The sequence below is a fragment of the Actinomadura meyerae genome, from assembly GCF_900188445.1.
Lineage (GTDB): Bacteria > Actinomycetota > Actinomycetes > Streptosporangiales > Streptosporangiaceae > Spirillospora > Spirillospora meyerae.
The window spans coordinates 109255-122413 of the sequence record NZ_FZOR01000021.1; the positions used below are offsets into that span (position 1 = coordinate 109255).

The 13159-nt window shown below is 74.9% G+C and carries 11 protein-coding genes; 5 read left to right on the forward strand and 6 right to left on the reverse strand.

Annotation, left to right across the window (positions count from 1 at the left end):
• Window positions 1-2: 2 nt before the first annotated feature.
• Together CHF16_RS21810 and CHF16_RS21815 are read right to left on the reverse strand one after the other, a co-directional pair.
• Window positions 3-305, reverse strand: coding sequence for a WXG100 family type VII secretion target (locus CHF16_RS21810; protein ID WP_089327950.1), 303 nt, complete (start codon window positions 303-305; stop codon window positions 3-5).
• Window positions 302-703 carry a YbaB/EbfC family nucleoid-associated protein gene (locus tag CHF16_RS21815; protein WP_143228082.1) on the reverse strand — a complete coding sequence of 134 codons (402 nt, stop codon included), beginning with the start codon at window positions 701-703 and terminating at the stop codon, window positions 302-304. Before CHF16_RS21815 ends, CHF16_RS21810 begins: the two co-directional genes overlap by 4 nt.
• A gap of 208 nt (window positions 704-911) precedes the next feature.
• On the opposite strand from CHF16_RS21815, the gene CHF16_RS21820 reads away from it, so the two are divergent.
• Complete coding sequence (locus tag CHF16_RS21820; RefSeq protein WP_143228083.1) at window positions 912-1196, forward strand: hypothetical protein; 285 nt, start codon at window positions 912-914, stop codon at window positions 1194-1196.
• Between the two features lie 144 nt (window positions 1197-1340).
• Window positions 1341-3113, forward strand: a complete 1773-nt coding sequence (locus CHF16_RS21825; protein ID WP_089327953.1) for a MinD/ParA family ATP-binding protein — start codon at window positions 1341-1343, stop codon at window positions 3111-3113.
• Between the two features lie 39 nt (window positions 3114-3152).
• On the opposite strand, the gene CHF16_RS21830 is transcribed toward CHF16_RS21825, so the two are convergent.
• Entirely contained in the window at window positions 3153-3962 is an 810-nt protein-coding gene (locus CHF16_RS21830; protein ID WP_089327954.1) for a hypothetical protein, read from the reverse strand.
• 248 nt (window positions 3963-4210) lie between these two features.
• On the opposite strand from CHF16_RS21830, the gene CHF16_RS21835 reads away from it, so the two are divergent.
• Window positions 4211-4669, forward strand: coding sequence for a hypothetical protein (locus CHF16_RS21835; RefSeq protein ID WP_089327955.1), 459 nt, complete (start codon window positions 4211-4213; stop codon window positions 4667-4669).
• 42 nt (window positions 4670-4711) lie between these two features.
• Here CHF16_RS21835 and CHF16_RS21840 read toward each other — a convergent pair whose 3' ends face one another.
• The gene (locus CHF16_RS21840; protein ID WP_089327956.1) at window positions 4712-6139 is read right to left on the reverse strand and encodes a DUF1266 domain-containing protein; all 1428 of its coding nucleotides are present in this window, start codon (window positions 6137-6139) and stop codon (window positions 4712-4714) included.
• A gap of 121 nt (window positions 6140-6260) precedes the next feature.
• Complete coding sequence (locus CHF16_RS21845; protein ID WP_245868978.1) at window positions 6261-7202, reverse strand: DUF6177 family protein; 942 nt, start codon at window positions 7200-7202, stop codon at window positions 6261-6263.
• Window positions 7203-7338: 136 nt separating this feature from the next.
• Here CHF16_RS21845 and CHF16_RS21850 point away from each other — a divergent pair, with 136 nt between their 5' ends.
• Together CHF16_RS21850 and CHF16_RS21855 are read left to right on the forward strand one after the other, a co-directional pair.
• Window positions 7339-8790 carry an LCP family protein gene (locus tag CHF16_RS21850; RefSeq protein ID WP_089327957.1) on the forward strand — a complete coding sequence of 484 codons (1452 nt, stop codon included), beginning with the start codon at window positions 7339-7341 and terminating at the stop codon, window positions 8788-8790.
• 160 nt (window positions 8791-8950) lie between these two features.
• Entirely contained in the window at window positions 8951-9952 is a 1002-nt protein-coding gene (locus tag CHF16_RS21855) for a glycosyltransferase (protein WP_089327958.1), read from the forward strand.
• Between the two features lie 57 nt (window positions 9953-10009).
• On the opposite strand, the gene CHF16_RS21860 is transcribed toward CHF16_RS21855, so the two are convergent.
• Window positions 10010-13156 carry a sialidase family protein gene (locus CHF16_RS21860; protein WP_089327959.1) on the reverse strand — a complete coding sequence of 1049 codons (3147 nt, stop codon included), beginning with the start codon at window positions 13154-13156 and terminating at the stop codon, window positions 10010-10012.
• Window positions 13157-13159: the final 3 nt, after the last annotated feature.

Consider the following 13159-nt stretch of genomic DNA (forward strand, 5'->3'; position numbering starts at 1 on the left):
GCTCACTTCAGCCTTGAGGAGTCCTCAGCCTGCTTGTAGGTCTTGGCCATCTGGTCGACACCCTTCCTGATGCCTTCCAGGCCCTCCTTGAGCTTCGGGAACGACTCCAGCACCTGCGTGCTGGGCTCCTTGTAGCCCTCGGCGAAGGTCTTGCCGGTCTCGTCGGTGCCCCAGCACTCGCCCTCGGCGGACAGCGCCGAGCTGAGCCGGTTGAAGATCGCTTCGAGCTGCGTGGCGCCGGTGGTGAACCCCTTGCCGGCGCGCTTCAGCTCTTCTGTGTCGACCTCTAGGTACTCGTAGGTCATCGCGGCGGCATCCTCAGGCGCTCGCGGACCGCTTCGAAGTCGTCGGGACGCTCCGGCAGCAGCTTGGTGAGGTCGAAGCCGCCCTCGGACTGGCCCTCGGGCACGAGTCCCTGCATCGCCGTGCGCATCTGCTCGGCGACCTGCGCCTGCGCGTCCTTGGACGCCTCCAGGATCGCCTCGGCGAGTTCCTCGGAACCGAGCTTGCGCTGCACGCGCGGATCGAACTCCAGGGACGTGAGCCGGCCCTGCCGGTCGACCTTCACCCGCACCATGCCGTCGGCGGCCTCCGCCTCGGCCTCGATCGCCTCCAGGCGGGACTGCATGTCCGCGATCTGCTGGCGCTTCTCCTGGTAGGTCTGCAGGAGTTCGTCGATATGCGCCTGCCATTCAGCGCGCACGGCCACCCCTCTGTTCGTCGGGAGCTTGCGATAGCCCGCGACCGCGCACGATCACAGACACACAGGGATTGATCAATGTATACGGGTCTCAAACTGGGTTTAGCAACCGGTATGCAACGATCGATAACAATAGAGGGACTCGGTGTGCACCGGTGGTGGTGTGGAACACTGCTGGGGCCGGCGGTACGACATTGGAGGGTGGCGGACGATGCGCAGGAGACCGAACATCTGTGACGCCTGCGTGCGGTTGCAGAAGAGGTCGAACCCTGACGCGCAGACGTCGCTCGACCGCTGGGTCCCCTACTGCGACGCGTTCCCCGAGCGGGTGCCGGACGAGATCTACCGCGGCGGCTTCGACCACCGCAACCCGTTCGAGGGCGACCGCGGCATCCGCTTCGAGCTGCGGCCCGGCGGGGAGCGCGCCCTCGCCGCCTACGAGACGGCGCAGGCCCGGAAGGCGGCGCGCGCGGCCGGTGAAGCATCCGATTCGTGACCGCGTTTCCCTGTGCAGGCCCCCGCGCCGGTGAAACGCTGGGACGCGAGGGCTCCTAGGCTGTAAGGGACGCGTCACCCGCCCCCCGTTCCGGTGCGTGCGGTGGCGCGCGTTTCATAGGCTGGCCGCTGAGAGGGGAGGCAGGTGTCCGACTCCAGCTGGCAGCAGGCGGTGCTGCGTGACATGGGCGTTTCGGGCCGGGGCCTGCGGCGGCTCGACCGTGCGCCGCACGGCTTGGGCGGCGCGTCCTGGGGCGCGGAGGCACCGCCCCGTCCCGCGCTCGAGCAGCAACCGCCCGCCGCGCCCGCCGCGCAGCCGGTGCCGTCCTCGCCGCAGCCCGCCCAGGCCGCGCAGGGCACCGCCGAGCCGGTTCCCGAGACGCCGCCCTTCGCCGCGCCCGGCATGCAGAACGGCACCGGGGCCGGCGAGCCGGCTCCGCTGCTCCCCGACCCGCAGCCCCAGGAGCAGCAGCCGCCCGCCGAGCGGCGGCCCGAGACTCCCCAGCCGCAGCCCGAGGCGGCGGCGCAGTGGTACGAGCGTCCCCCGCGCCAGGACGCGCCCGGCACCGACCAGCAGGCGACGGCCGAGCGCGAGCCGCCGCGGCAGGAGAACGCCCAGCAGCCGGCCGCGTGGCCGGTGAACCCGCAGGCCGCCGAGAACGCGCAGGCCACGGAGAGCGCACAGGCCCAAGCGAGCGCACAGGCCCAGGCGAGCGCGCAGGCCGCGGAGAACCCGCAGGTTCAGGCGAGCCCGCAGGCGCCCGAGGCCGCCCAGCCTCCCCACGGCGCGCCGGTGCCCGAGAGCGCGCAGGCGCCCGAGGCCCCGAGCGCGCCGGAGCCGCCCGCCGAGCCTCTCGTGCACGCCGACTTCGACTGGGAGTCGGCGGTCAACCCCGTCCTCGGCGGGGTGTCGGCCCCGTCCGGTGAGGACGCCGCCGCGGGCGCGCAGGCTTCCGCCCAGGCGGCGCAGGCGCAGACGCCCGCCCCGGCCGACCAGGCCGCGGGCACCGGCCACCAGATCCCGCCGCAGGAGCTCGTCCGCAGGAACCAGCACGGCGACCCCCTCGCCCGCCGGGTGGGCCGCGGCGTCCGCAACGCGATGGGCGGCGGCGGGCGCGAGGCCAGGGAGCTCGCCGGGTTCATCGACCTCATGCGGCGGCCGGTGCCGAGCACCCGGCGGCTCGCCGTGGCCAGCGTGCGCGGCGGTGCCGGCAAGACCACGATGGCGGCGCTCGTCGCGACCGAACTGGCCCGCTACCGGCAGGACCGGGTGCTCGCCGCCGACGCCGACGCCGAACTCGGCTCGCTGCCGCTGCGCCTCGGCGTCCGCACCGAGCTGTCGCTGTTCGACCTCGCGGGGCAGAACCCGGGCTCGTTCGAGGAGGCGGCCCGGTACCTGGCGCGCACCCCCGAGGGCCTGTTCGTGCTGTCGTCGACGCGGGGCGGGCGCATCGCGGGCGAGTTCACGCTGGACATGTTCCAGAACGCCCTCAGCGTGGTGGGCCGGTACGTGGGGACCACCGTCGTCGACTGCGGCGCCGGGATCCTCACCGAGCTGAACCGGGGCGTCGTCGCGAACGCGCACGGCCTCGTCCTGGTGACGCCCGGCACGGTCGACGGCGCGCTCAGCGCGCGCGGGGCGCTCGAGTGGTACATGGCCAACGGCCAGCAGGACCTTCTCCGCCGGACGGTCATCGCGATGGTCTCGCACGCGCCCCAGGTGGGCGCCGACCTGCACCGCGCGCAGCAGATGCTCTCCGCCTGGGGCCTGCCGGTGGTCTTCGTGCCGTACGACCGGCATCTGGCGACGGGCAGCTCCGTAGAGATGGGCAAGGTCTCCGCCGCCGCGCGCGCGGCGGTGACCAGGGTCGTCTACGAGGTGTTCTCGCGCGCGCTCACCCCCACGGCGACCCACTGAACGCGCTGCCGGGCCGCCCGTCGGGGCGCCCGGCGGCCGTCAGTTCTTCCAGATGAGGGTGTTGGTGACCTCGACGCCGAGTTCCCCGGCGGTGGCGAAGACGCTGCCGTCGCGCCCGCCGGTCGCGGCGCCGGTCGTCCAGTAGGACTGGGCGTAGATGACGCGCGAGCCCTGCGTCCACGACCGCGTCCAGTAGGCGGGGTCCGGGCGCGGCTGCGGCAGCCCGCTGGCGTTGGACGGGGTGAGCAGCAGCGGCCAGCCCTTGTCGGTGGTGGCCCGGCTGACGCTGCTCGCCGCGGACGGGCTGGACAGCGTCATGATCGACACCGCGGTGATGATCTTCTTGGTCGGGTCGGCGTACACCGCCGAGTACATCGGCCCGGTGCACGGGTTCGCGCGCAGGGCGGTGCGGAGCCGGTCGTTGGCCCGGGAGGTGCACGACTGGGTGCGGGTGCCGGCCCGGGTGAAGGTGTTGCCCTTCGCGGTCCGGATGGTCGTCGACAGCACCTCCGACAGGTCGCCGGACGGCGTCTCGCTCGACGGGCTGGACGTCGCCTCCGGCGTCGAGCCGAGGCGGGGGGACGAGGGCGTGTACGACGGGATCGCGACGGCGTCGTCGTCGTCGTCCCCGTCCAGGATGAGGAACGCGCCGACCCCGACGAGCGCGAGGACCAGCACCACGCCGATGATCAGTAGCGGGACCAGCGCGCCGCCGCCGCGCCGCGGGGGCGGCGGGAAGCCGGGGGCGCCGTAGGGGCCGGGGCCGCCCGGCGGTGGGAACCCGGGCCCGCCCGGCGGAGGGTAGCCGGGACCGCCGGGCGGCGGGCCCGGCTGCTGAGGGGGGTACATGCTGCTCGCTCCGTGCCGGTGCTCATGCGGGGTGCGCGAAAGGTCGGACCAGAGTATCGGGCGGAACGTTCCTATTTCGCGGTAGATGGTAGGTATGTCGGCGGAGGCAGGGTCGTCCCGTGCGCGGCGCGTCCGGATCTCTCATAAAGTTGCGGGGAAGAGGGGAGGCACGTGTCCGACTCAATCCGGCGACCGGCCGCCCGGGGCGGCGGCGGCCCGCTCCGTCCCGCCCGAGGCCGAGGTGACCGATGAGCACTGACCTGGTGGCGCTGGTGCGCCGCGATCCGGACGTGCACGCCGTGGCCGACGGCATGATCGCCATGGGCGAGCGGCTGGAGCTGCGCGGCGGGGAGCCCGAGCCGACCCTGCTGTACGACGCGGAGGGCCGGCTGCTCGTCGCCATCGAGGACGCGGTGCGGGTCTCGGCGTCGAGCGAGATCCGGCGGCTGCTCGGCCCCGAGTTCGCCGAGCGGGTCGGGGTGCCGGTCTGGTGGGTGGACGTCCGCGCCGTCGCCGACGTCCCGGACGCGATGCGCGTCGCCCGCGTGTTCGCCGACTCGCTCGTCCGCTGGCTCGGCGGCATCGTCTACCCCGACGGCGCGACCGACCCGCCCGCCCAGAGCTGGCGTGCGGCCGAGCACGGCGACGACGCCCCGCAGCCGGGCGGCCTGCCCGGGGACGCCTACCAGGGCGGCGTCATCGGCTGACCCCGCCCGCGTCCGCCCGGCGGGTCGCGTCCCGCTCGCGGGTCAGGTCCAGTCGCGGGTCAGGTCCAGGTCCCACGGGACGAGGTTCCAAGGGCTGCGCGGTTCGGTGGCGAGGTCGTCGACGAGCCGCTCGTACTCGTCCTGCGCCTTCCCGCCGCCGCCCGACCAGAGCAGCCGCCCCTGCAGGTAGCAGGTGGCCATGTCCCGCCAGGACGAGTACCGCCGCTGGATGTCGAGGGCCAGCGGCAGCATCCGCTCCCAGCAGTACTCCTCGGTCAGCCAGCCGACCATGTGGCCCCAGCGGTAGAGCATCAGGGCGCGCCCGTAGTCCCAGATGAGGAACCGCCCCACGTCGGCCCGCAGCGCCGGGTCGGCGAGGACCTTCAGCCGGTGCAGCTCCTCGGCGGCGTGGTTGCGGTCGTTGAACAGCTGGTGGAGGAACTGCGCCAGCTCGGCGCCCTCCTCGCTGGCGTCCGCGCCCGGCTCGTCGCGCAGCAGCGGCGGGACGAGCCGCGCGTACGCGCCGCCCTCGTCGCCGTACCGGACCCGGACCAGCTCGATCAGCCGCTCGACGAACGGCGGTTCGAGCCGGTCGGCGGTGATGAGCGCGTCGACCTCCCGCAGCAGCGCCGCGTACTCCTCCTGCGCGGCGGGCGGACGGGCGGCGAGGCGGGCGTCCTGGGTGAAGTCGGCGCGGTGCCCGTCCTGGACGAGCCAGTTGACGGCGGCGAGCAGCTGCTCCAGATCGTAGGCGCCCCACGGGTCCTGGAGCAGCTCCTGGGCGGCGCGGCGGTCGGCGGCCGCGGCGGCGCCGGGACCGGTGCCGAGGCGGTCCACCCGGAACCCGTTGATCGCGCCGTAGGGCGCGCCCGCGCCGATGATCCAGCGCTGCACCGGGGTGAGGCCGCCGCCGGGCGGGGCGTCGGGCGGGTCGGGCGCGGAGATCAGCTCCCAGAGCCGCCGGCGGAACTCCTCGGCCTGCCGCTTCTCGCTGCCGAAGAACCCGGTGAGCTGCTTGCGCAGCGCCGGGTGCCGGACGTACAGCCGCCGGAAGAACGGCCCGTTCTTCCACACCAGGTGCTCGGGGCGCAGGTCGCCGAACGGCAGCCGGGTCCCGCGGTGGACGATGGCGCGCTCGCCGAACCGCAGCTCCAGGTCCGCCCAGAGGCGCGACAGCGGGCTGAAGCGCCACAGCAGCATGAAGCAGGCCACGGCGCCGAGCAGCGCGGCGCCGGGCGCGAGCGCCCACCGCGCCTCGTCCTGGAACCCGGTGAGGGACAGCACGGCCCCGGTGAGCAGCAGCGCGACGCCGCCCACGGTGCCCCCGAGGCTCCAGCCGGCGGTGAGGACGGGGGAGCTCTCGATGCGGAGCACCGCCTCGTCGCCGTCGTACTCGACCGACCCCTCGGCGAGCGTCCCCTCGACGGCCCGCTCAAGCGCGTCGAGCCGGCCGTCCGTCACCATGGTCATGGACCGTACATCATCCCTATCGGGTAGATCATCCGGCCGAAGGGCGGCATGGGCGGGATGTTCTTCGGTGACCGGATCAGGCCCCGGAGACGGGCGGAGCCGGCGCGGTTCAGGCCCCGGCTCAGGACGACTGGAGGTGCTGCATGAGCGCGCTGTGCCGCTGCCAGCCGTCCGGGGAGCGGCCGTCGCCGAGCGGGAAGAACGTCAGCGGGGCGCGCGGCGGCCCGACCTGCTGGCCGGGGATCCCGTTCGGCCCGGCGACGGTGCCCGCGACGGCCAGCGCGACCGGGGCGGGCGCACCCGTCCAGCGGGGCTCGGTGGTGAGGTCGGCGCGGCCGGGGGTGAGCTGGACGAACAGCGACGCGATCGGCTGGTCGGCGGCGAGCGCGCCGACGAGCGTCGGGAGGTGCTGCAACGGCGGCGGGTCCTGCGGGGCGTAGCCGACCGTGACGGTGCTGGTCTCGGCCACGACGCCGCCCTCGGCGGCGCTGTAGTCGCAGATCGCCTGGGCGGGGCGGGGGCCGTCGCCGCCGACGACGAGCCGCACGCTGGAGCGTCCGCGCACGTACTCGGTGAGCCGGTCGCGCCGCCACGGGTGCTCCAGCGGCTCGGCGAGCCCGAGCCCGGCCGGGTACTTTCCGGTGAGCAGCTGGAGGAGGCGCTCGATCGTCCCGGCGAGGTCGCCCTCGGCGGCGTGCCGGATCCGGTAGACGAGGGTGAGCTGCGCGCCGATCGGCGCGGTCGGCCGGGTGGTGAAGCCGGGCGCGTAGTCGCGGGCCTCCGGGACGGGCACGAACGTCCGGCCGCCCCATCTCATCGGCCGCCCGGTCAGGCCCTCGTAGTAGCCGTCGCCGTTGCGCACGATCCACTGCGCGCCGTCGCCGGACGCGGCGGTGCGCAGCGGCAGCGTCAGCCGGGACTCCAGCGGCGTGACGAGCTGCAGCGTGCGGCCGGTCTCGGCGCAGTCGGCCAGGGCCTTGTTCAGCCAGGCGCTCAGCGGCACGACCGGCCGGTCCTGGAGGACGACCATCGCTTGGTCGGTCAGCGCGTCTACGGTGCTCATCTCGTCCGGGAGTCTAGTCACCGGGAGCGCCCCCCGGCCGGGCGGCCGCCGGACCCGCGCGGATCACCTTCCCGGGGCCCGGGCAGTTTCCCGTGACACCGGTGGCTCATGTCCAATCTGTGCTGAAATGTTACGGATGCAGCGAGCCGCCGCGCCCCCCGGCGTCTACTACGCGGACAGCGCCCCGACGCCACCGGAGCCGCCGGTGCGGGGGCGCCTGTGGCGCGTGCTCGGCGGGCTGTCGATCGCGCTGTCGGTCGTGCTGGTGGCCGGCAGCCTCACCGCCTACGGCTTCTGGCGGCGGCTGGACGGCCAGATCGACCGCGAGCACGTCGACGACCGGCTCGGCGAGAACCGCCCGCCCAAGCTGAACGGCTCGCTGAACATCCTGCTGATGGGGTCCGACAGCCGCGCGGGGGAGAACGCCCGCTACGGCGAGGAGGCCGGGCAGCGCTCCGACACCACGATCCTGCTGCACATCTCGCCCGGCGGGGAGAGCGCCATCGGGATCAGCTTCCCGCGCGACTCGATGGTGCGGATGCCGCCGTGCAAGCGGAGGAACGGCTCCGTCGTCCCGGCCCAGTTCGGGATGATCAACGCGGCGTTCTCCAACGGCGGCCCCGCCTGCACCTGGCGCACCATCGAGTCGCTCACCAAGATCCACATCGACCACTACGTCGAGGTCGACTTCTCGGGGTTCAAGCGGGTCGTGGACGCGCTCGGCGGCGTCGAGATCTGCGTGCCGAAGCGCGTCGACGACCCCAAGGCCGAGCTGCACCTCAGGGCGGGCCGGCAAGTCGTCCACGGTGACCAGGCGCTCGGCTACGTCCGCACCCGCTACGTCCTCGGGGACGGCTCCGACCTCGACCGGATCAAGCGGCAGCAGGCGTTCATGGCCTCCGTCGTCAAGAAGGCGACCGACAAGGGCATGCTCACCGACCCCGGGCGGACCTACGCCTTCCTCTCCGCCGCCACCAAGTCCATCAAGGCCGACGACCGGCTCACCCTGTCGGTGATGCAGAAGCTCGCCGCCGGCCTGCGCGGCATGAGCGCGGGGAAGGTCCGGTTCGTCACCGTGCCGGTGCAGGCGTACCCGCAGGACAGGAACCGCGTCCAGTTCGACCAGGCGCTGGCGGAGCCGCTGTTCCGGGCCGTCCGGGAGGACAACAAGCTCCCGGAACCGGAGCCGACCCCGCCGCCGACGCCGGTGGCCGCACAGAACAAGGTGCAGCCCGTGCCGCCCGCGCAGGTGAAGATCGGCGTCTACAACGCGTCCTCCGCCCACGGCCTCGCCCAGCGGACCGCCGAGCAGCTCGCCGACCGCGGCTACCAGGTCGTCAAGGTCGGCAGCAGCAAGAAGAAGTACGCCCGCACCCGGATCCTGTACGGCGCGGGCGCCGAACGGCAGGCCGCGCGGGTGGCGATCGCGGTCCCCGGGCATGAGCCGCGGCCCTGGCGATCGGCGAAGCCGGGCTACGTGTACCTCCTCATCGGGAACGACGGCGCCCGGCTGCGCGCGCTGAGACCGGTCGTGCCCAAGGTGGCGGGTGAGATCCGTGCGGACCGTGACATCTGCGCCCACACCTGATGCGGAGGTCCAAGGCGGTATCTTGGCCCCGCGCAAACCATCAACCGCAGCAAAGCGTCCCTAGTAGGACGGCCTAGTTGACTCCCGACGATCCTGGCCCGACGAGCCGCCTCCCCGCACTGGGCTCCACCGGCCGGCCGAGCTCCCCCGGAACGGACGCATGCAGCTCGAACCCTTCTCCCTGTTGATGACCGTCTACGGCGGCGACCAGGCGGAGCATGTCCGGGACGCGTTCCGCAGCGCCGTGCACCTGCAGACCCTGCGGCCGGACCAGGTGGTGCTCGTCCAGGACGGGCCAGTCCCGCCCGAGCTGTCGGCCTGCCTGCGCGAGCTCATGGCGGGCAGCCCCGTCAAGGTGGTGTTCGTCCCGTTGGAGCACAACCGCGGCCTCGGCCCCGCCCTCGACGCCGGGCTGCACGCCGCGTGGCACGACATCGTCGCCCGCATGGACGCCGACGACGTCGCCATGCCGCACCGCTTCCAGACCCAGGTGCCGCTGGTGCGCGCCGGAGCCGACCTCGTCGGCGCGGGCCTGCTGGAGTTCGGCGCCGACATCACCGACGTCGTCGGCCGCCGCATCCCGCCGAGCGACCCCGCCGACATCGCCCGCTACTCCCGCCTCCACGACCCGTTCAACCATCCGACGGTCGTCTACCGGCGCAGCGCCGTCGTCGCCGCGGGCGGCTACGGCGACCTGCCGCTGATGGAGGACTACTGGCTGTTCGTCCGCATGATCGCGAACGGCGCCCGGATGGTGAACGTCGCCGAGCCGCTCGTCTACTACCGGGTCGGGGAGGGCGCCTACAAGCGGCGCGGCGGCACCGAGTTGCTGCGCTCCGAACTGCGCCTCCAGCGCGAGATGCTCCGCGAGGGCTTCATCTCCCAGCCGCAGTACTGGCGCAACGTCGTCGTCCGCGGCGGCTACCGCCTCGTCCCCACGATGATCCGCAAACCGTTCTACCGGGCCGTGGTCGCCCCCTACGGCGCCCGCCGCAACCGCACGCGGGACCGTTCCGACGGCGGCAGCACCCCGGCGGGCGCGCTGTCCTACATCCCCCGCCACGCGCGGCGCGGGGGCAAGGTGCCGCCGGTGCCGGCGCCCCGGCGGGAGCCGCAGGAGCCGGCGCCCCGGCAGGAGCCGCCGGCCCCGCCCGTCCGCTGACCGCCGAGCGGGGCGCCGCGCCCGGCCCTTCTCCCGTAGGGCTGGAGGGCGGGCGGGTCAGCTCGGCCGGGACCACAGGACGGGCTGGTCCCCGTTCCCGTCGGCGCTGCGGCCGACGCCGAGCAGCGTGCCCTTGAAGGGCGCGAGACCGGTGATCTGCTGGTCGCCGACACCGCCGAGCCCCGTGCCGCCGGGCGTCGCGGACTTCCACGTCACCCCGTCGGCGGACGTCCACGACACGACGTCCGCCGCACCCGGGCGCCCGGTCGTGCCGGTGGCGGCGAACCCGCCGGACGTCGCGGCCAGCGCGGTGACCGTGACGGCCGTGTCCCCGCCGGGGAGCGTGACCGGGCGCCACGTCTTGCCCGCGTCGGTGGAGATGTAGCCGAACCGGTCCAGGCCCTTGGGCATCGCGGCGATCCCCGCGGCCACGATCGCGCCGTCCTTGGCGGCCACGTGCGTGAGGTGCGCCTCGGTCGCGCCGGACGGCACCGGAAGCTGCTGCAGCGTCCACTTCTTGCCGTCGGACGACATCCACACCGACGGGTGGTTGCCCTTGGCGTCGCGGCTGCCGCCCACTGCGGCGAAGCCGAACGAGCCGGTCGCGACGTCCAGCATCCAGCGCGGGTCGTCCTTGCCGCCCGTCATCTGCTTCGGGTCGGCCCCGGTGCCGCGCTCCCAGTTCTTCAGGTCGGCGGAGAACCAGGTCGCCACCGAGTACCCCTGCGTGCCGATGACCACGTAGCCGCGCTCCCCGGCCGCGGCCGCGTAGGTGACGGGCTGGCCGGTCTTGTCGGCGGCGAAGGCGGCGGCCGAGTCGGCGGCCTGCCAGGTGGCGCCGTCCGCGGAGGTGACGACGAGCGGGCGGCGGGCGGCCGCCTGGTCGTAGCCGACCGCGACCCAGCCGGACGTCCCGGCGGCCACGTCGGTCAGCTGCTGCGACCCCGGCCGGGTGAACGCCGCGCCGAGCCCCTGCGCGGGCTTCCAGGTGCCGCCGTCCTGCGACGACCAGACGGCGGCGTCGCCGCTCGCGCTGCCGACCGCGACGGCCAGGTCGCCGGTCGCGGTGACGGAGCGGACGGAGTGGTCGCGCCGGACGGCGCCGGGGATCTTCGCGAGGTCGATCGGGACCTCGGTGCCGTTGGCGTCCCAGACGCCGAGCACCGCGTTGGTGTCGCCGCCGCCCGGCTCGCGGCCGACGAGGACCGCCTGGCCGCCGGCGGCCGCCGCGTCCAGGATCTCCCGGCCCGGCTTCGCCTCGGCGCTGCCGGCGTTGCGCCAGCTCCGGCCGTCCGCGCTGCGCGACAGCAGCGTGTCGCCGTCCCGCGTGACGACGGCGGTGAAGCCGTCGCCGTCGACGGCGAACCCGCTCGTGCCGCGGTAGCCGCCGGGGGCCAGCACGCCGCCCTTCGACCAGGACCTGCCGTCCTTGGACAGGAACGCCTGCCCGGCGGCCCGGCCGGACACCGTGACCTCCCGCATCGCCACGAACCCGGCCGCGCCGCCGCCGATCATCAGGCCGCGGCTGCCCTTCGGCACCGGCACCTCGGAGACCGCCCAGGTCCGGCCGCCGTCCTGGGACCGCCACACCTTCCGGTACGGGCCGGGCTTGCGGGAGCTCGGCGTCACGAGCCCCTGCAGCAGGATCACGTCGCCGCTCGCGGCGGCCTCGACGAACGACAGCGAGGACTTCTCCACGCGCAGGCCCGTCTGGTCGCCGATCCGCGCCTCCCAGCGGCGGCCGTCGGAGGACAGCCACATGGCCCGCTGCGCGTCGCTGAAGTCGCCCTTGCGGGAGTACTCGCCGATGGCCATGAACCCGCTGCGGGTGCCGGCGATGCGGGTCACCCGGTCGTTGGGGCCGAAGACGTCGCCGACGGCGTCGGGCTGCCGCCGCCACTCCCGGCCGTTCTCGCTCGTCCACACGGCGCCGGCGCCGCCCGCGCGGCTGCCGATCGCGACCCAGCCGCGCGGCGAGGCGCCGACCGCCTCGGGCACCCCGCCGGGCGGCGCGACGCCGCCGTCGGTGCTCTCCTGCGGGACGGACTCGAACGTCCGGCCGCCGTCACCGGAGACCAGGAACAGGCCGCGGGCGTTCTGCGGATCGGTCTCGCCGCCGACCGCGACGACCGTCGAGCCGACCGCCGCGACCCCGGTGATCTGCTGGTCGCGGCCGTCGGTGGGCGCGGCGCCGTCGACCGGGAACACCGCCCCGGCCAGCTTGGCGCTGCCGCCGCCCGCCTCCTCCTCGCCGTCCAGCAGGCCGGGCACCACGAGCACCGCCGCGGCGACCAGGGCCACGGCCGCCAGCCCCGCCGCGCCGATGAGCAGGGGCTTCTTGAAGCTCCTGCGCGGCTTCGCGGGCGCGCTCTGCGTCGTCCGCCACGGTTCCTCGATCACCGGCGGCGGCGCCGCGGGACGGGCGGCCTCCGGGGCGGGCTGGGCGGAGGCGGCGGGGATCTGCTGCGCCCACGGGAACGGCTCCGCGGCGGGCGGAGAGCTCTGCGCGCCCGGGATCTCCTGCGCGTACGGGAAGGGCTCGGGAGCGGGCGGCGCCGGGGTGCCGGGCACCTCCTGCGCGTACGGGAACGGCTCCGGGGCCGGACGCGCCGGGGTGCTCGGGATCTCCTGCGCGAAGGGGAACGGCTCGTGCGCCGGAGGGCTCTGCGAAGGCGGCGGCTGCGCGGCGGGAGGCTGCACGGGCGGCGGCTGCACCGCCGGGGGCTGCGCGGCCGGGGGCTGGGGAGCCGGGACGGGCGCGGGCGGCATCGGCGCGGGCGGCGCCGGCGGCTGCTGCGCGTACGGGAACGGCGGCGGGCCGGGGATGTCGGTGGACGTGGCCGGAGCGGGAGCCGGAGCGGAGGGTGCCGCGGGGGCGGGCTTCGCCTCGTCGTCCTGCTCGAACCGGAACTCCAGGACGGTCCGGTCGGCCACGCCGGGGCCGACCGCTCCGGCGCCCTCACCGGCGGGCGGCGGTCCCGCCTCCGCCTCAGGTTCGGCGGGCGGTTCGGCCGGCGGTTGCGCGGGCGGCTGCGCGGGCGGTTCCGGCGGGAGCGCCTGCGCCGGCCCGCCGCCGGGGAGCAGCGGACCGCTCGGGGCGTCCTGGCCGTCCAGCCAGCGCGGGGGCGGCGGGGCCTGGGCGGGCTGCCCGGGGTCGGGACGCTCCGCCTCGTGCTCGTCGTCCGGCTTTCCGGTTGGAGTCACGCC

What these genes read in the sequence shown, in the direction of transcription:
- CHF16_RS21850 (WP_089327957.1), top strand. Translation starts at nt 7,339, where the DNA reads ATGCAGCGAGCCGCCGCGCCCCCCGGCGTCTACTACGCGGACAGCGCC.
- CHF16_RS21810 (WP_089327950.1), bottom strand. Translation starts at nt 305, where the DNA reads ATGACCTACGAGTACCTAGAGGTCGACACAGAAGAGCTGAAGCGCGCC.
- CHF16_RS21830 (WP_089327954.1), bottom strand. Translation starts at nt 3,962, where the DNA reads ATGTACCCCCCTCAGCAGCCGGGCCCGCCGCCCGGCGGTCCCGGCTAC.
- CHF16_RS21845 (WP_245868978.1), bottom strand. Translation starts at nt 7,202, where the DNA reads ATGAGCACCGTAGACGCGCTGACCGACCAAGCGATGGTCGTCCTCCAG.
- CHF16_RS21855 (WP_089327958.1), top strand. Translation starts at nt 8,951, where the DNA reads ATGCAGCTCGAACCCTTCTCCCTGTTGATGACCGTCTACGGCGGCGAC.
- CHF16_RS21835 (WP_089327955.1), top strand. Translation starts at nt 4,211, where the DNA reads ATGAGCACTGACCTGGTGGCGCTGGTGCGCCGCGATCCGGACGTGCAC.
- CHF16_RS21840 (WP_089327956.1), bottom strand. Translation starts at nt 6,139, where the DNA reads ATGACCATGGTGACGGACGGCCGGCTCGACGCGCTTGAGCGGGCCGTC.
- CHF16_RS21820 (WP_143228083.1), top strand. Translation starts at nt 912, where the DNA reads ATGCGCAGGAGACCGAACATCTGTGACGCCTGCGTGCGGTTGCAGAAG.